The sequence below is a fragment of the Flavobacterium luteolum genome, from assembly GCF_027111275.1.
Classification (GTDB): Bacteria; Bacteroidota; Bacteroidia; order Flavobacteriales; family Flavobacteriaceae; genus Flavobacterium; species Flavobacterium luteolum.
This window is the reverse complement of sequence record NZ_CP114286.1, coordinates 1,253,278-1,269,733: the sequence shown is the minus strand read 5'-3', so window position 1 is coordinate 1,269,733 and position 16,456 is coordinate 1,253,278. Positions and strand designations below refer to the sequence as shown.

Sequence of the window (16,456 nt, the reverse complement as noted above, 5' to 3'; positions counted from 1 at the left end):
TTGTAGGAGACTAAATATGAAAAACCTTTCTTGGTTTAATAAAATAATGTTCTTTTTGAACATAGTGTTGACTGTGCTTACATTTAGCATTTATGTTTTACCTTTTTTAGCACCTAAAAGTTTTCCGCTTTTATCGGTGCTGACCTTGTTTATGCCTGCTTTTTTTGTGGCCAATATACTTTTTTTTGTCTATTGGGGAATTCAATTTAAAAAACGTCTTATTTTGTCTGGTTTGGTTCTACTGACCGGAATTACATTTATTAGTAAATTTTATAAGTTTTCTGGAAAAGAGTATGTCAAAGACGAAAAGGATTTCTCTGTAATGAGTTATAATGTGCGTCTGTTTAATGTTTTTAAATGGTTGGATAGAGATGATATTCCGTCAAACATTAAAGCTTTTATAGACGAAAAAGATCCAGATATTCTATGTATTCAAGAATATTCAAATTCGGCACATTTAGATTTAAAAGTATATCCGCACCGTTATATTTTTATTGATGGCAAAAAAATTAAGACAGGGCAGGCTATTTTTTCTAAATTTCCTATTATAGACGAGGGAAAGATTATTTTTCCTAAGTCGGATAATAATGTAGTTTATGCTGATATTAAGCGTGGAAAGGATATTATTCGTGTTTATAATATGCACTTGCAGTCTATTAAGATATCTCCAGATGTAAGTGAAATTTCAGATGATATTGATAATGTAAATCAGAAGAAATCACAGCGTATTTATGCTAGAATTAGCAAGGGATTCACGCAGCAGCAAGAACAGGCGGAAATTTTTAAAGAGCATATTAAAAAATGCAATTACCCAATTATTATTTGTGGAGACATGAATAATAGTCCGTTTTCTTATGTTTACAGAAACATAAAAGGAAAACTTAAAGATGCTTTTGAAGAGGCTGGAGAAGGTTTTGGTGCAACGTATAAGTTTAAGTATTATCCAGCCAGAATTGACTATATTTTTACAGATACTAAAATGAAGGTAAAAGAGTTTGAAAGTTTTCCTGATTTCGAAAACTCAGATCATTATCCTATTATGACTAGACTCTCGATAGACCAGTTTTAGATTATTTTCTGTGTTTTTAAATAATCCATTGCAAATTTACCTTCGTTAAAAAGTAAATCCAAAACACTTAAATTGTTGATGAAGCCATGTTTGTCATCAAATACTTGAGTGTATTTCTCGAAAGAATTAGTGTCTTTTTTTCCATTTGCTAATTGTCTGAAATCGGTAAAATCAGCAACTTCATGAAAATATTCTGTTGTTTTTCCAAATTCCAGTTTCATTCGAAGGCATTTCGTAACAATGTCTAAAACTTCGAAGTTTAAATCAATTAGAAAATGGTGTTTTTTCTCGAAAATAGGAATGATATCATCTTCGAAATACTCAAAGAAAGGAGAGCTTCTATAAGCTGCTTCAAGCGATTTAAAATGCTGTTTCTGCCAATCAAATTCATTTTCGATCAAAATATCTTTTGTCTTCTGATGCGTTGCTTTAGAATGCTTAACAGGAATATTTAATAATTGAATTCCATTCGGACTATAAATATAAGTTCTGTTTCTATTGGTCTGTTTTTGGAAATTATCTTCCATTTCAAAAGTAATATTGTCAGATTGTGCTATAACAGCAAAATGACTAATAGAAGGGAAATAAGTTGGAAGTATTAAGGAATTCATTTCGTTTTGTTTCAAGTTTAAAAGTTTCAGGTTTCAAGTTGACGTAAAAACGTGAAACTTGAAACCTGACACAAAAATAACTTTTTTTTAATTACGCTTTATTCTCTCTTCTTTTTTTCCAAATAAAATCTCCTACAAAGTAGATAGCAAGAAGTATTAGGAAGTATTTAAAGTAAGAGTGTGGTTGGCCTTCACCATCGACAGTTGTAAATACTCTGTTCCAGCGAATTTTATTGATGCCTTTTCCATTGGTATCCCAGCTCATCCAGATAAAAACTGGTTTTCCTACGATATGATTTTCTGGAACGTAACCCCAATAACGGCTATCTTCAGAATTGTGACGGTTGTCTCCCATCATCCAATAGTAGTTTTGCTTGAAGGTGTATGTTGTTGCTGGTTTTCCGTTGATTAAGAATTTTGAACCTTGTAATTCTAATGTGTTTCCTTCATAATTAGTGATAATTTCTTTATAAAAAGGAAGGGATTCATTTGTTAGCGCAACTGTTTTTCCTGCCTCCGGAATATAAATTGGTCCCATGTTGTCTTGGTTCCATTTGTTAATGTGAGGGAAAATGTCGTTGTTGTTTCCTGTGTCGATTTTTCGGATTACTGCAGTGACACCAGGAGTGTTTTTAAATCTTTCTGCTCCAGCTTCGGTTAGCGCACCTAAATAAAGTGTATCTCTTTTTTCGGTTCTAAAACCTGCAGGATCTGTAATGTCTAATTCTTTGAAAATCGTTTCAAAATCAATTGGTGTTTTTCCGTCTAAAGCTACAGCGTATGAATACTGTGGTTTAGCTCTTTCTGGTAAAACTAATTTTTTTCCATTAATAAAAACATATCCGTCTTTTATTGATAAACTGTCTCCAGGAATACCAACACATCTTTTTACGTAATTTGATTTTTTGTCAATTGGTTTAATAACACCAGGTCTTCCTTTTGGCTCAAAGAAATAATGAACCGTATCGACAGGCCAGTTAAAGACGACAATGTCGCATCGGTTTATTTTTTCGAATGCAGGAAGTCTAAAATATGGCAATTGTGGCCAGCTTAAATATGACTTACTTTTTGTCATAGGGATAGAGTCGTGAACCATTGGTAAAGCAACAGTTGTCATAGGAACTCTAGGTCCATAGTTTAATTTGCTTACAAATAAGAAATCGCCAATCAGCAAAGATTTCTCTAAAGATGATGTTGGAATTGTGTAAGGCTGTACTACATAAGTGTGTACTAATGTTGCCACTATAATAGCAAACAATAAAGAGCTAACAGTATCTGCTGCTTTGTTTTCTGGAGTTAATTTACGGTCTTTATGATACTCTAATTTCTGAGTGTAATTAACAACGTAGATATAAAAGCCTAAAGTGAAAAGCCCTAAAATAGTGTCTAAAGTTGATTTTTTACCAAAAGTTCTTAATGTCTCAATCCATACAACTGGAAACATGATTAAGTTGATAATCGGAATAAAAAGCAAGATGGTCCACCAAGTAGGACGCCCGATAATCTTCATTAAAACGATAGAATTGTATACCGGAATTGCTGCTTCCCAGCTTTTTCTTCCCGCTGCCTGATACAGTTTCCAAGTACCAAGAAAATGAATAATCTGAACAGCTAGAAAAAATACGAACCAAGAGTATAAAGTCATAATATTGTATTTTAAGTTTCAAATTTAGGAGGGAATGTAATCCTAAATTGTATCGATTTATTGTAAGTTTAAAACGTCTTTCATTGTGAAAATTCCTTGTTTTCCTGCAAGCCATTCGGCAGCAATAACAGCCCCAAGAGCAAATCCTTCGCGGTTGTGAGCAGTATGTTTAATTTCGATACTGTCAATTGCAGAGTCGTAAGTTACAGTATGTGTACCAGGTACTTCTCCAATTCTTTTTGCTTCAATATGAATTTCATTCTTTTTCGCTTCGTCCATTGTCCAATTTGCATAGCCACTGTTTTCGATAACGCCTTGAGCTAAAGAAATAGCGGTTCCGCTTGGAGCATCTAGTTTATGGATGTGATGAATTTCTTCCATCGAAACTTTATAAGAATCGAATTGATTCATGATTTTGGCTAAATATTCGTTTAGTCCAAAGAAAATATTTACACCTAAGCTAAAATTAGAGCTAGAAATAAAACCTCCTTTTTTCTCGTTGCAAAGTGCAATCATTTCGTCATAATGTTCTAACCAGCCCGTTGTTCCAGAAACTACAGGAACATTAGCGTTAAAAGAAGCAGAAATATTGCTAACCGCTGCAGATGGAACGCTGAAATCAATGGCAACATCGGCTGTTGAAAGTCCGTCATAGGTGTTAAATTCATCTTTCTTTAAAACTATTTCATGACCTCTTTCTAAAGCAATTCTTTCAATTACTTTACCCATTTTTCCGTATCCTAAAAGCGCAATTTTCATTATGATTTGTTTTTGATTTTTATAATAGAGGTTGCTCTATTAAAACTTATAATTAAAGGTTAGTCCGACGTTTGGTTTAAATGTTACATCGTCGGGATAAATTTCTGGACGCATTGAAAGCCTTTCGTTTACATTAAACTGTATAAGTGCGGCGTCAACATTGGCATCGATAATATTTAAGACATAGAATCCGACGACAAACAAAGCAGATAAATCTCTGTTTCTTTGGTAGAATTTTTGTCCGTCAACAAGACGGCTGTCGTCCAAAAATTGATATTTGTCATCGTTGTAGCCTTCTAATCTTCGTTTATAGGCGTCACGATAATCGTGGTATTTTTTATTGTTATCTATATAGAAATACAAACTGGTTCCGATTGCTCCGTAGACCAATGGAATTTTCCAGTATTTTTTGTTGTATGCTTGACCTAAACCAGGTAAAATAGCAGAGTAAAAAGCTGCTTTTGCTGGTGTAAGCGGGTCTATTTCTTGTAATGCGGTAGTGTCTTTTACGACTAAAACCGTGTCTTTTTTTGCTTGGGCAAAAAGAGAAACGGTTCCTGTTAGAAAGAACAATAGACCAATGGGGACAATTTTATTCACTATCCGTTTATTAATTTTATAATTCTGTTAAAGTCAGCTTCAGAATTAAATGGAATTGTAATTTTTCCTTTTCCGTTACCAGCGACTTTTATATCAACTTTTGAGCCAAAATAATCGTTGAAAGTGTGTTTTTGTGTTTCTCTAACTACAAATCCAGCATCAGCTTTAGGTTTGCCATCTGCTTTTGGCTGCTGGCCTTCATGATAATTTTTAACTAAAGCTTCTGTTTCACGAACGGATAAATTTTGACTAACGATTTTTTGATAAATATCAGTTTGAACGTCTAAATCTTCAATGTTGATAATTGCTCTACCGTGCCCCATGCTAATAAAACCATCGCGAATACCTGTCTGGATAATCGGGTCTAATTTTAAAAGTCGTAAATAGTTGGCAATTGTTGAGCGTTTTTTTCCCACTCTTTCACTCATTTGTTCTTGAGTTAATTGAATTTCGTCAATTAAACGCTGGTATGATAAAGCAATCTCAATAGGATCTAAGTCATGACGCTGGATGTTTTCAACCAAAGCCATAACCAATGATTCGTTGTCATTTGCAATACGAATATAAGCAGGAACATGAGTAAGTCCTACTAATTTTGATGCACGAAGACGACGCTCTCCAGAGATTAACTGGTATTTATTAAAATCTAATTTACGAACAGTAATAGGTTGAATTACACCAAGTTCTTTAATAGAAGTGGCTAATTCGCGTAACGATTCTTCATTAAAATTGCTTCTAGGCTGAAACGGATTTATTTCAATCGCACTTATTTCAAGTTCAATGATATTTCCAACAACCTTATCAGCATTTTTGTCTTCTACTGATTTAATGTCGTTTTCCGGATCTTTTAATAAGGCAGATAATCCTCTTCCTAAGGCTTGTTTTTTAATTACTTTTGTCATAAAAACTATTTACTGTTTTTCTTTATAATTTCTTGTGCTAAATGAATGTAGTTTACGGCACCTTTACTTGTTGCATCATAATTGATAATGCTTTCTCCAAAACTCGGAGCCTCACTTAATTTTACATTTCGCTGAATTACAGTATCAAAAACCATGTCATTAAAGTGTTTTTGAACTTCTTCTACAACCTGATTAGATAAACGTAATCTTGAATCGTACATTGTTAGCAACAAACCTTCAATGTCAAGATCTGGGTTGTGTATTTTTTGAATACTCTTAATAGTGTTCAGTAATTTTCCTAATCCTTCAAGTGCAAAATATTCACACTGAATAGGAATAACTACAGAATCTGCTGCTGTTAAGGCATTTAATGTTAACAAACCTAAAGAAGGAGCACAGTCGATAATGATATAATCATATTCTTCTTTTGCTTCTTCCAATGCTTTTTTTAGCATGTATTCGCGGTTTTCTTTGTCAACCAATTCAATTTCGATAGCAACAAGGTCAATGTGAGCTGGGATCACATCTACGTTTGGAGCTGTACATTTTAAAACGGCTTCTTTTGGTGTTACAGTGTGCTCAAGTATTTGATAAGTTCCGGTTTCAACTGTTTCTACGTCAATTCCAAGACCAGATGTAGCATTGGCCTGTGGATCAGCGTCGATCAATAATACTTTTTTTTCTAAAACACCTAATGAGGCAGCAAGATTTACTGATGTAGTAGTCTTTCCAACGCCTCCTTTTTGATTAGCAATAGCAATGATTTTGCCCATTTATTTTCTGAATTTTGAACCGTAAAAATACAATTATTTATGGTTTCTGAAAATCTATTTTGTTAACATTTGTGAAAGTGTGCTTAATCGGGCTTTTATGGGAGTTTGATCGAAAATAATTTTAGTTATGAATAAAATTATTAGTAAGTTTTTTAGATAATTTAGCATTTGTTTCGCTGCAAAAATACAAGAATCTAAATTTGAAGCGAAAAGTTTTTTATTTTAAAATTTCAATAGTCACGCAAACTAAACCGCTTTTTTTATTAGATGTGATATCCATAAAGGCTCTTTTGCTGAGATCTATTTCCCTTCCTTTAACAAAAGGTCCCCGATCTGTAACTTCTACAATCACAAATTTTTTGTTCACTTCATTTGTAACTTTTAATAGAGTGCCAAAAGGAAATTTTTTATGCGCTGCGGTAAAATCGTTGTTATGGAATCTTTTGCCACTCGCTGTTTTTCTTCCATTAAATCTATCATGATAATAAGATCCGTGTACGTTTTTCTTGTATAACATGCTTTTTTGAGTTATTAAGTATGGATCAATAAGTAGTATGTTTTTTTGTTGTGCGAATGTAGTGACAGAAAAAACTAATACAGTAAATAGTATGGTCTTATTCATTTTATTTTCTCTTTTTTTTTGCGGGCAAAAAAACGCTATAAAAGAAAAAGAGATATGCCCAATAGGGTTTATTTATGTTGTAAAAAGACAAGATTTAGTGATTTTGTAGTGTTTTTGATAAGAAAATTGAGTCCCAAAACGGACTCGATGGTTAGAGATTATAGCTATTTTGGGCTTTCTTAAAATTACAATTATTACAATCTATCAAACCACAAAATGAACATTCTTATGAGTAAAAAAGCAATCTCATTATTGACAGTATTTACGTTTATGATGCTTTTAAGCAGTTTTGTTTCGCCTTATTCTTCTAGCGAAAAAATAGAGGGGAATAAAAAAATCGAGCGTAAAATTGTTTACAACAAGCAGAGACATAGTATTACGTTGTCATGGTCAGCTTTTGGTTCTTCTGGAAATTATATCATTACAAGAGGAGGCAGTCGTTTGACATCTGATTTTGTATCGGTAGGATCAACTTCCAAATTGGTATTTATCGATAATAAACCTAGCAGAAATAAATACGAGAACTATTATAAAGTAAGCCGAAATAATATTACGATTATAATTTCGCTCGAAAATCAGATTTTTGGCGATAATATGTATTTCTATGACAGAAAATATGAAAAAGCTGAAACGGCTAGAAATGATATCAATTCGCAATTTGGCAGCATTGGTTTGGGGGGAGCAAATGGCGAATGGACAACAAAACGTCAGGCTTATTATTTTAAGCCAAATTTAAATGGACAAACTTACGATATTGGCGGATCAGGTTCTGCATCGTCTGTAGAATCAAATGCAATAGAATTAGGGTTTTATTCTCATATTGGAGGTTTGGGAAAAGTTCCGTCAGATGTTAAAATAGGTGCGATATTTACTAGACCTCATCTTTCGGGTGGAGCAAATGCGACTTGTACATTTTGGCGTTCTGTAGAAAATGTAGAAGTAATGCGTGATTTTTCGTGGACTGTTTCCCAATCAACAAGCGCAAGAAGATTATTGATTGAAAGTACTTCAAAATATATTTCAGATATTGGGAATACTAATTTTTGGGGTAGTGGTGGTTTTATTGCCGATACTCATTATACATCATCAAGGCCAAATTGGGGCGGACAGCAGCAGTGGTACACAAGAAATACTGTTTTTCCTTCTGGCTCTGGAGCTATGGGAGGTTCTTATAATATGGTTTGGCAGGGATGTGTAAATCCTCCACAAGCAAATGATGCTAATTCGCCTATTTCGACAACGCCTATTATTAGAGAAAAGCCTTTTCTTTTTATTGATAATGATGGAGAATACAAAGTATTTGTTCCCGCATGGCAAAAAGATCGAGTAGGGGTTTCTTGGTCAGCAGTAAATATGGGAGAAGGTGAAGTTCAAGATTTGATTGCTAACTGGTACGTGGCTAAAGAAGGAGATACCGATGTTGAAATAAATGCTGCATTAAAAGCAGGTAAAAATATATTTTTTACTCCTGGACATTATGCATTGAATGCTCCGATTCAGGTAAACAGAAAAGATGCCATACTTCTTGGTGCTGGTATTGCTTCTGTAACGCTAGAGCCGACAGAGAAAAATACTTGGGGATGTATTTATGCTGATGATAAAGACGGAATTATCATTGCTGGACTTTTAATGGATTCATTAAATAGCACTGCTTATCAGGTTAGAATTGGTAATGAAGGGGCGAAAGCAGATCATGCTGTAGATCCTATTTTGCTTAGCGATATTACGTGTCGAGTAGGCGGAGTCCAATCAAAAAATATACAGATTGAGGCTTCCATGCAGATTAATAGCAATAATGTTGTAGGTGATCATTTCTGGTTATGGCGTGCCGATCATGGTTCGCAAAAAGGTGGCGATGCTCGCTGGCAAAGAGATAGATGTAAAAACGGACTTATTGTTGCGGGTAATGATGTAACGTTATATGCATTGTTTGTAGAGCATTATCAAGAATATGAAGTCTTATGGTTAGGAGAACGTGGTAGAACTTTCTTCTTTCAGAACGAACCTCCGTACGATGCGCCAAATCAAGCAAGTTGGAGCAGTCAAGGAGGAAGAGTTGATGGTTATGCGGCTTTTAAAGTAGCAAATACTGTAAAGGAACATCATGCTATAGGAATGGGATCTTATGCTGTTTTTACAGGAACTGATGGAAATGTGAATAAGAAAAATGGTTTTGAAGTACCTAATAGTCCAAATGTAAAACTGGAAAAAATGTGCATTACTCGTTTTGCAGGACCAGGAAATATTCAAAATGTTATAAATGGTACGGGTGGAAGCACAGTAACTGGTGCAAAACGTGTGGCATCATATAATAATGCAGAAGGCGTAGAGCCTTTTGATGAGGAATTTATTTTGCCTAATAAGGAATCCTATCCTTCTTATATAAGTATGGAAAAATAGTAAGAACGATTTTTTTTCGCCACGAATTCACGAATTTTCTTTTTAAATACTATATCTAATATTATTCGAATTAATTCGAATAAATAATCGCAAAGATTTGAAAAAACAATTCGTGAATTCGTGGCGGATACTATTTATTTCGTTTCTAGTATGTTTACGAATAGCTAACAAAGTTGCAAAGTTTTTTATTTGAGTTTAAAGCAAAAAAAAGTCTTTTCAAAAATGAAAAGACTTTTGTCGGGGTGGCAGTCCCGAAAGCTTTCGGGAGAACCTGCGGCCTTCCCGATTTTCAACCGGGACACGATAACCGTTCGATTATATAGGTTTTAGTTTATTGCAAAAAAAAAGTCTTTCCAAATAAATGAAAAGACTTTTGTCGGGGTGGCAGGATTCGAACCTGCGGCCTCCTGCTCCCAAAGCAGGCGCGATAACCGGGCTACGCTACACCCCGAAGATGTAATTTTGTTGTAGTGCCCGAAAGCGGATGCAAAGATATAAATAAATTTGATTTGTAAAAGGAAAAAATGAAAATAAATAAAACTTATTTTGATATAGCTATTTCAGATTTATTTTCAGCGTTATTTTTTATAATAAAGTTTACATTTGCAACTCAAAAAAACTATTACTATGTCAAATACAATCGAAAAAATTAAATGCCTTATTATAGGTTCTGGTCCTGCAGGTTATACTGCGGCTATTTATGCGGCTAGAGCTAACATGAATCCAGTATTATATCAAGGAATGCAGCCTGGTGGTCAATTGACTACTACTAATGAGGTTGAAAACTTTCCTGGTTATGTTGATGGAGTGACAGGACCAGAAATGATGATTCAGTTACAGGAACAAGCAAAACGTTTTGGGGCAGATATTCGTGATGGATGGGCTACAAAAGTTGATTTTTCTGGAGATATTCATAAAGTTTGGATTAACGATACTATCGAATTACACTGCGAAACTGTAATTATTTCGACAGGTGCTTCGGCTAAATATTTAGGATTACCATCAGAACAACACTATTTAAATATGGGTGGTGGAGTTTCTGCATGTGCAGTTTGTGACGGATTCTTCTACAGAAACCAAGAGGTTGTTATTGTTGGAGCGGGAGATTCTGCTTGTGAAGAAGCGCATTACTTATCTAAACTTTGTAAAAAAGTAACCATGTTAGTTAGAAGCGAAAAATTTAGAGCTTCTAAAATTATGGAAGAACGTGTTCGTAAAACTGAAAACATCGAGATTTTAATGAATCATGATACAGTTGAAGTTTTAGGTGATAACAATGTAGTTCATGCTATTAAAGCTTTAAACAAAACAACTGGCGAAACAATCGAAATTCCTGCAACTGGTTTCTTCGTGGCAATTGGCCACAAACCAAATACAGATATCTTTAAAGATTATATTACTCTTGACGAAACAGGATATATTGTAAATACTCCAGGTACATCTAAAACAAATGTTGAAGGTGTATTCGTAGCGGGAGATGCTGCAGATCATGTATACCGTCAGGCAATTACTGCTGCTGGAACAGGATGTATGGCGGCTTTAGATGCTGAAAGATATTTAGCTTCTAAGGAATAAGTTAAAAAGTTTCAAGTTTCAGGTTTCAAGTTGTTGTAAAGCTGAAATCTTTTCTAATAAAAATCCCAGTCTAAAATTCTAGACTGGGATTTTTCTTTTCGTTATATTGATTTTTTAAACTTTAAAAAGCTTACAATGTTGCTGCTTTTGGCTTTGCTGCACCTGGTTTTTTTATCAGTTTTGCTTCTTCGCTAAAGCGTGTAAGTTCTATTTTTGGATCACCGTATAATGAAATTTCAGACTTGTCTCCAGCTGCTATTGCAATAGTGGTATCTGCTAATATTGTAGCAACGGCAGAACCTTCAGCTGTAACATTTGCATCTTTCAACGTGAATTTTGTTCCGGTGAAAACTGAATTATTGTCTAAGCGAATAGTTGCTTTTTCGGCAATTCCTTCAATTGCTGCGGTTGCTTTTTGATACAAATCACATTTGAATTTTATTGCAGAAACCAATGTTTTAACGCCAGCATATTTACTCAATTGCAAACTTCCGTCCTCAGCTTTTAAGTTTAATTCTGTTCTAGACTTATCATCGGCAATTAAAGTAAATTTCTTTGAGTTCACATTCAAATACAATTTAGAAAAGTCCATGCAATTCATTGTAATGTCGTCTAATTGTAGCTCTTGAATAGCATAAACTATAGCTTCGTTTTTAGTAATTACTTTATTCAAAGATTTAGTATAAGTAACCTTAACAGATAGTTTCTTAAAAATAGTAGATTCTTTATTGGTATATAAACGAAGTGTTTTTTCTCTTAAATCCATTCCTACAATATCGTGCAGGTTATCATCGGCTTCAATTTTAATTTCGTTTTTCTCTCCTTGTTCCAAATAAACTTCTAGGTTATCATCGACCTCAAGAGCATCAAAACTTCCAACTTCTTTTATTGAGGTCGTTACAATTTTAGAACCTTTAATTTTTTCTCTTTTTTGAGCGAAAGTCAGAGTCGTAACAAATAATAATAGGAGTAGGGCAGTACTTTTTTTCATTAATTTTAGATTTGATTTTGACAAATATAAAAAAATCATCCACTTTTGATGAATGATTTCGTTTATATTTAACAGTTATGATTTTAGCTTTTACTTACACTTCCTCCAGATGTTGCAGATTTTTCAATTGTTTTTGGAGTACCACTATAATTGATGTTTCCGCCGCTAGAAGCATCTGCTTTTAGGCTTAAGATTGGGCGTACAGAAACTGTTCCGCCGCTAGAAGCATCTGCATGAATGTCATTAGCCATTAATTTTTCTGCATCAATACTTCCTCCGCTTGAAACCGAAGTCGTAAGGCTTAAAGCTTTTCCTTCTATATCTATAGAACTCCCGCTTCCAGCATCTATTGCAATTCTGTCAGATTCGATTTTAACATCCATCGATGCTGCGCTCGAAGCTTCTAAAGTAACATCTTCACTTTGAACAAATCCGTCAGTTTCAACAGTTGAAGCACTAGAAGCTTCAATTTTATGGACAACCGGCATTTTTACTGTTACTTTTTTTGATGTAATGTTACGGAAAGAGCTGTATTTGCATTCAATAATAAGCGTTCCGTTTTCTACTTTAGTAACAATTTCTTTTTGAAGATTATCATCAGCCTCAACTGTGATTTCTGTAGCATCAGACTGTACAATAACCAAATCGATAGCATTACTTACAGAAATGTTTTTAAACTCTCCTTGAACAGTTCTTTTTTCTGTTGTAACATTTCCGCTTCCTTCAATTGCATTCATGTTAAAATTACATGAGGCAAATAATAAGGCTGTAACAGTCGCAATTATAAATTTCGTAATATGAATAATTATTTTTATCATGGTTTAGTTAGTTTTGATTACAACTCCGTTTTTATCAATAGTTAATTTTCCTTTTTTTCCGTTTAAAACTTCTTTTCCATTAATTTTAACCGAAACTTCTTTTATCGTATCATTTGTGCTGCCAGTATTGTTTTCATAGTCATTTTCGTTGTCGTTCTCATAATCATTTTCATAATTGTTGTCATTATCCTCATCAGCAGGACAGTTTAAACATTTTACTTTAGATCCGATAACTTTGTAATTGTAATCTCCTTTATAATTAAGTTCAAAGAAATTGTCATCTGAGTTATAGTAATCTCTTACAGAAGAATCTGGTTTAACTAATTGTCCTTCTGGTAAGTAAAGATAGATGTCAACTTCTTGCCCTCTAAATTTATTTTTTACATCTGTCAGAAAATAGTTATCCAAAATTAAATGATTTCCGCTAATTTGAAACTTATAATTAATTTTTTCTGCTCTTTTTTTGGCGTTTGTAAAAGAGTTGCCTCTTGCACTTTTTTCAATCTGAATGAACGGAGCTGATTCATCTGTATGTAATACATGTAAACGTACATCGTTAGAATAAATCAATTCGTTGTTTGCAGAATCTTGTACAAATTCGAATTCTCTATAGTGGTTCAAGCTTTTTGTATAATAATCATTGTACTTAAACTTTATGAATAAAGTATCAGCAGGTTTGATTGCCAGAACTTTTTTCTCTACTATTTTATTGTCGTATGAAATTTCAGTTGCCTGTTTGATTCCGATGCTAGTAAGAATTGCGATAGAAATAATCCAAAGAGCTAAAAGCGTATATTTTGTAATATTTCCGATTGATTTTAAATTTGGAGATAACAGTTTAAATCCTAATAATGTTAAGAAGAAAAACGGAATTCCAACAGCAAAGAACATTAACAATCCGAATGACCAAAGAGGATATTCTGTAAAGTTTCCGGCTTCAACAAAATTCTGCCAAGGGAAATCGATAAAAATATTAGTTCCTAAAGTAAATACGCCAATCAATAACATGATTAAGGTAGAAATCCCTGAGATAATTAGAATTACTCCTAAAAACTTAGCAAAGATTTTAAAAACCGTCATGACAAAGTCTCCAAATGAACTACTTATTCTCCCAGCTCCCGACTTTACCTGGTTTCCCATTTTGTCATAATCTGCATTTTTGAATTTTTCAGAAAGTGAATCAATTTCTTCGCGAACTTTTTTTTCGATGTTCGAAATAGTCACTGGTTCTCCTGTCATTTCCAATTTTTCAGAAGTTGTCACCGCTTCAGGAGTTACAATCCAAAGAACGAAGTAAGCTAAAATTCCCGTTCCAAAACCTGCAAAAACGAAGATTAAGAATATGATTTTAATCCAAACCGCGTCAATTCCAAAGTAATGTCCTAAACCTGTTGCTACACCTCCAATCATACCATTTTCTTTGTCACGATATAATTTTTTGTGTTTTCTTGCAGTATAGTTATTGAAAGATTGATTTGCATTTTCTTCGTCTTCAATTCTATAATCTTCTGGTTGTCCCATCACTGCAATCACTTCGTCTACATCTTTCAGTCCAACAACATGTTTTTCACTTTTTTGTTTTTCTGTCAGTAATTCAGAAACACGCATTTCGATATCTTTAATAATTTCATCCTGACCAGATGAGTTGTTAAGTGATCGTTTTATAGCGTCGAAATAGCGTGTCAATTTTAAGTATGCATCTTCATCGATGTGAAAAAACATCCCGCCTAAGTTAATATTTACTGTTTTGTTCATGACTTATTGATTTTGATTGGTGATTAGATTTACGGCGTCGGATAATTCTGTCCAAGTGCCGCTAAGTTCGTTTAAAAATGTTTGTCCTATTTCGGTTAATCCATAATATTTTCGTGGTGGCCCAGAGGTCGATTCTTCCCAGCGATAATTAAGTAAACCATCGTTTTTTAATCTAGTTAACAACGGGTAAACGGTTCCTTCTACAACTAGTAATTTTGCGTTTTTTAAAGTGTCTAATATTTCAGATGTATATGCGTCTTTTTCTTTTAATACAGATAAGATGCAAAACTCAAGAACACCTTTGCGCATCTGTGCTTTTGTGTTTTCAATGTTCATAATTTCATTTTGTTTTTTTTTGATTGAACAATTCGTTTTTTGATTGATGATGATTTGATTGATGATTGATTTCGAAACTTATATGATTTGATTGATGTTTCGACTATAACTTTTAATTTTTCAATGTTACTTTATAAAAGGAATCGTAATCGGATATTTGTACAATTCTCCGTTTGAAGCTTTTATTGAAGCATAAATCACTAAAAAGAACTCAACAAATTTTAATAATCCGAAAAGGATAACAGCTGTTATGCCGACACTTAGAATTCCAATATTTGCTTGAAAATTAAAGTTTCTAATTACAAAATCGTCGTTATTAAAAACTGCTTCTAGTGGAAGATTCTGCAAGAAAACTGTAACGAAAATCGGTATTGCGATAAGTGCTAAAATCAATGAATAAAGCAAAATGCTTAATTGAAAGTTCAAAGCTTGTTTTCCGTGATGATCTGCAAATTCAGACTTGTCTTTATAGTTTGTCCAAATGATTAGCGGAAAAATATAGTTCCCAAACGGAATTATATATTGGCTTAAAGTACTCAAATGAGTAAATGCTGCTGTATTCTTTTCTGATGTTTTTTCCATGATGAGTGGTGTTGTTGTTTCCATGATTAAAAGTATATAGTAATTTCTTATGCAAATATATGTCTAAAAGACAGTATCTTGTTTTGCATAGTACTAATTATTAACAAAAATTTAACAAATTAAAAATTATGAAAACACGTTTAAATTGTTGAAAATCATTCGAAACCCCCGTTTTTGTTGGTTTCATTCTGATATGATAATAATTTATTGTGCGTGCATAGTTTTTTTGTATTTTTACATAAAAAATATATTCTATGGCACTTTCGGTATCAAAACTTAATAAGTTTGTCTTCTTCAAACTTCCTTCAGCATACTTTTGCGGAGTTCGCGTAAAGGACATAAATGAGAATAGCTGTACAGTAACGGTAAAGCACAGGTGGATCAATCAGAATCCGTTTAATTCAATGTATTTTGCAGTTCAGGCTATGGCTGCTGAGCTGACGACAGGAGCTTTGGTGATTTCTCAGATTCAGCAAAGCGGCAGAAAAATTTCAATGTTAGTAGCCAACAATAAGGGAAACTTCACAAAAAAAGCGACTGGTAGAATAACATTTGTTTGCAATGACGGGCATTTGATTGCTGATGCTATAAAGAAAACAATAGAAACAGGAGAAGGGCAGACGTTTTGGATGAAGTCTATTGGAACAAACGAAGAAGGTGTTCAAGTCTCAGAAATGGATTTTGAATGGAGTATTAGAGTGAAATAGTTTTTTTGCAACGAATTCATGAATTGCAACGAATTCATGAACTTTGTCAAAGTTTCGTAACCGTATAAAAAAAGGCCTCAAATATTTTTGAGGCCTTTTTAATGAAAGTCGAATTTCATTTATTTTTTAACACAGCAAGATTTTGTGTCTTTTTTGTCTGTTGTTTTTTTACAGCACGATTCTTTTTTGGTTTTGTCTTTTGTTGCCGGTTTTGTGTCCTGAGCCATTACGCCAATAGAAAAGAAAGCAACTGTTACTACGGTGATTACTTTTGTCATTTTGTTTAAATGTTTTTTCGTGTTAGAGATTAT

General features: G+C 33.5%; 17 protein-coding genes and 1 tRNA gene. 4 read left to right on the top strand and 14 right to left on the bottom strand.

From position 1 onward, the window contains the following. Positions 1 to 16: 16 nt before the first annotated feature. On the top strand, positions 17 to 1,069 hold the full coding sequence (locus tag OZP10_RS05245; RefSeq protein ID WP_281633799.1) for an endonuclease/exonuclease/phosphatase family protein: 1,053 nt from the start codon (positions 17 to 19) through the stop codon (positions 1,067 to 1,069). Here OZP10_RS05245 and OZP10_RS05240 read toward each other — a convergent pair. The 7 genes from OZP10_RS05240 to OZP10_RS05210 all read right to left on the bottom strand — a co-directional run bounded on the left by OZP10_RS05240 (position 1,066) and on the right by OZP10_RS05210 (position 6,981). Further along, on the bottom strand, positions 1,066 to 1,680 hold the full coding sequence (locus OZP10_RS05240; protein ID WP_281633798.1) for a WbqC family protein: 615 nt from the start codon (positions 1,678 to 1,680) through the stop codon (positions 1,066 to 1,068). The two genes, OZP10_RS05245 and OZP10_RS05240, sit on opposite strands and share 4 nt — an antisense overlap. Before the next feature lie 91 nt (positions 1,681 to 1,771). Then, positions 1,772 to 3,325 carry a signal peptidase I gene (lepB, locus tag OZP10_RS05235; protein WP_177212185.1) on the bottom strand — a complete coding sequence of 518 codons (1,554 nt, stop codon included), beginning with the start codon at positions 3,323 to 3,325 and terminating at the stop codon, positions 1,772 to 1,774. A gap of 57 nt (positions 3,326 to 3,382) precedes the next feature. Continuing rightward, complete coding sequence (dapB, locus tag OZP10_RS05230) at positions 3,383 to 4,084, bottom strand: 4-hydroxy-tetrahydrodipicolinate reductase (RefSeq protein ID WP_177212186.1); 702 nt, start codon at positions 4,082 to 4,084, stop codon at positions 3,383 to 3,385. 39 nt (positions 4,085 to 4,123) lie between these two features. Beyond that, the gene (locus OZP10_RS05225) at positions 4,124 to 4,684 is read right to left on the bottom strand and encodes a DUF5683 domain-containing protein (RefSeq protein ID WP_177212187.1); all 561 of its coding nucleotides are present in this window, start codon (positions 4,682 to 4,684) and stop codon (positions 4,124 to 4,126) included. Then, positions 4,684 to 5,586: a ParB/RepB/Spo0J family partition protein gene (locus OZP10_RS05220; protein WP_281633797.1), complete on the bottom strand. Its 903-nt coding sequence runs from the start codon at positions 5,584 to 5,586 to the stop codon at positions 4,684 to 4,686. The genes OZP10_RS05225 and OZP10_RS05220 overlap by 1 nt, the downstream gene beginning before the upstream one ends. Positions 5,587 to 5,591: 5 nt before the next feature. Continuing rightward, positions 5,592 to 6,359 carry a ParA family protein gene (locus tag OZP10_RS05215; protein WP_008464569.1) on the bottom strand — a complete coding sequence of 256 codons (768 nt, stop codon included), beginning with the start codon at positions 6,357 to 6,359 and terminating at the stop codon, positions 5,592 to 5,594. Positions 6,360 to 6,576: 217 nt separating this feature from the next. Further along, positions 6,577 to 6,981 (bottom strand): septal ring lytic transglycosylase RlpA family protein, encoded by a 405-nt coding sequence (locus OZP10_RS05210; protein ID WP_281633796.1) that lies wholly within the window; start codon positions 6,979 to 6,981, stop codon positions 6,577 to 6,579. A gap of 228 nt (positions 6,982 to 7,209) precedes the next feature. On the opposite strand from OZP10_RS05210, the gene OZP10_RS05205 reads away from it, so the two are divergent. Next, positions 7,210 to 9,381 (top strand): pectate lyase family protein, encoded by a 2,172-nt coding sequence (locus tag OZP10_RS05205; protein ID WP_281633795.1) that lies wholly within the window; start codon positions 7,210 to 7,212, stop codon positions 9,379 to 9,381. 376 nt (positions 9,382 to 9,757) lie between these two features. Here the strand turns inward: OZP10_RS05205 and OZP10_RS05200 are convergent. Then, a tRNA-Pro gene (locus OZP10_RS05200) sits at positions 9,758 to 9,832 on the bottom strand. A gap of 176 nt (positions 9,833 to 10,008) precedes the next feature. Between OZP10_RS05200 and trxB the strand changes: the two genes are divergently transcribed. Then, a complete protein-coding gene (gene trxB, locus OZP10_RS05195; RefSeq protein WP_177212190.1) occupies positions 10,009 to 10,956 on the top strand; it encodes a thioredoxin-disulfide reductase in 948 nt (315 codons plus the stop codon). Between the two features lie 130 nt (positions 10,957 to 11,086). Here the strand turns inward: trxB and OZP10_RS05190 are convergent, their stop codons facing one another. The 5 genes from OZP10_RS05190 to OZP10_RS05170 form a co-directional block, all read right to left on the bottom strand. Further along, complete coding sequence (locus OZP10_RS05190; RefSeq protein WP_238989940.1) at positions 11,087 to 11,947, bottom strand: GIN domain-containing protein; 861 nt, start codon at positions 11,945 to 11,947, stop codon at positions 11,087 to 11,089. 83 nt (positions 11,948 to 12,030) lie between these two features. After that, on the bottom strand, positions 12,031 to 12,765 hold the full coding sequence (locus OZP10_RS05185; RefSeq protein ID WP_281633794.1) for a head GIN domain-containing protein: 735 nt from the start codon (positions 12,763 to 12,765) through the stop codon (positions 12,031 to 12,033). 3 nt (positions 12,766 to 12,768) lie between these two features. Continuing rightward, the gene (locus OZP10_RS05180) at positions 12,769 to 14,520 is read right to left on the bottom strand and encodes a PspC domain-containing protein (protein ID WP_281633793.1); all 1,752 of its coding nucleotides are present in this window, start codon (positions 14,518 to 14,520) and stop codon (positions 12,769 to 12,771) included. Positions 14,521 to 14,523: 3 nt separating this feature from the next. Further along, positions 14,524 to 14,856, bottom strand: a complete 333-nt coding sequence (locus OZP10_RS05175; RefSeq protein WP_008464689.1) for a PadR family transcriptional regulator — start codon at positions 14,854 to 14,856, stop codon at positions 14,524 to 14,526. A 126-nt stretch (positions 14,857 to 14,982) separates the two neighbouring features. Next, positions 14,983 to 15,438 carry a DUF4870 domain-containing protein gene (locus OZP10_RS05170; RefSeq protein ID WP_281633792.1) on the bottom strand — a complete coding sequence of 152 codons (456 nt, stop codon included), beginning with the start codon at positions 15,436 to 15,438 and terminating at the stop codon, positions 14,983 to 14,985. 254 nt (positions 15,439 to 15,692) lie between these two features. On the opposite strand from OZP10_RS05170, the gene OZP10_RS05165 reads away from it, so the two are divergent. Continuing rightward, positions 15,693 to 16,145, top strand: coding sequence for a DUF4442 domain-containing protein (locus OZP10_RS05165; protein WP_281633791.1), 453 nt, complete (start codon positions 15,693 to 15,695; stop codon positions 16,143 to 16,145). 119 nt (positions 16,146 to 16,264) lie between these two features. Here OZP10_RS05165 and OZP10_RS05160 read toward each other — a convergent pair whose 3' ends face one another. Continuing rightward, positions 16,265 to 16,423, bottom strand: coding sequence for a hypothetical protein (locus tag OZP10_RS05160; protein WP_281633790.1), 159 nt, complete (start codon positions 16,421 to 16,423; stop codon positions 16,265 to 16,267). Positions 16,424 to 16,456 lie beyond the last annotated feature (33 nt).

Bases quoted from the DNA above. Each gene is read 5' to 3' on its own strand.
- OZP10_RS05245 (WP_281633799.1), top strand. From the start codon at position 17: ATGAAAAACCTTTCTTGGTTTAATAAAATAATGTTCTTTTTGAACATA.
- OZP10_RS05170 (WP_281633792.1), bottom strand. From the start codon at position 15,438: ATGGAAAAAACATCAGAAAAGAATACAGCAGCATTTACTCATTTGAGT.
- OZP10_RS05240 (WP_281633798.1), bottom strand. From the start codon at position 1,680: ATGAATTCCTTAATACTTCCAACTTATTTCCCTTCTATTAGTCATTTT.
- OZP10_RS05190 (WP_238989940.1), bottom strand. From the start codon at position 11,947: ATGAAAAAAAGTACTGCCCTACTCCTATTATTATTTGTTACGACTCTG.
- trxB (WP_177212190.1), top strand. From the start codon at position 10,009: ATGTCAAATACAATCGAAAAAATTAAATGCCTTATTATAGGTTCTGGT.
- OZP10_RS05165 (WP_281633791.1), top strand. From the start codon at position 15,693: ATGGCACTTTCGGTATCAAAACTTAATAAGTTTGTCTTCTTCAAACTT.
- OZP10_RS05215 (WP_008464569.1), bottom strand. From the start codon at position 6,359: ATGGGCAAAATCATTGCTATTGCTAATCAAAAAGGAGGCGTTGGAAAG.
- OZP10_RS05175 (WP_008464689.1), bottom strand. From the start codon at position 14,856: ATGAACATTGAAAACACAAAAGCACAGATGCGCAAAGGTGTTCTTGAG.
- OZP10_RS05220 (WP_281633797.1), bottom strand. From the start codon at position 5,586: ATGACAAAAGTAATTAAAAAACAAGCCTTAGGAAGAGGATTATCTGCC.
- lepB (WP_177212185.1), bottom strand. From the start codon at position 3,325: ATGACTTTATACTCTTGGTTCGTATTTTTTCTAGCTGTTCAGATTATT.
- OZP10_RS05210 (WP_281633796.1), bottom strand. From the start codon at position 6,981: ATGAATAAGACCATACTATTTACTGTATTAGTTTTTTCTGTCACTACA.
- OZP10_RS05180 (WP_281633793.1), bottom strand. From the start codon at position 14,520: ATGAACAAAACAGTAAATATTAACTTAGGCGGGATGTTTTTTCACATC.
- OZP10_RS05160 (WP_281633790.1), bottom strand. From the start codon at position 16,423: ATGACAAAAGTAATCACCGTAGTAACAGTTGCTTTCTTTTCTATTGGC.
- OZP10_RS05205 (WP_281633795.1), top strand. From the start codon at position 7,210: ATGAGTAAAAAAGCAATCTCATTATTGACAGTATTTACGTTTATGATG.
- OZP10_RS05185 (WP_281633794.1), bottom strand. From the start codon at position 12,765: ATGATAAAAATAATTATTCATATTACGAAATTTATAATTGCGACTGTT.
- dapB (WP_177212186.1), bottom strand. From the start codon at position 4,084: ATGAAAATTGCGCTTTTAGGATACGGAAAAATGGGTAAAGTAATTGAA.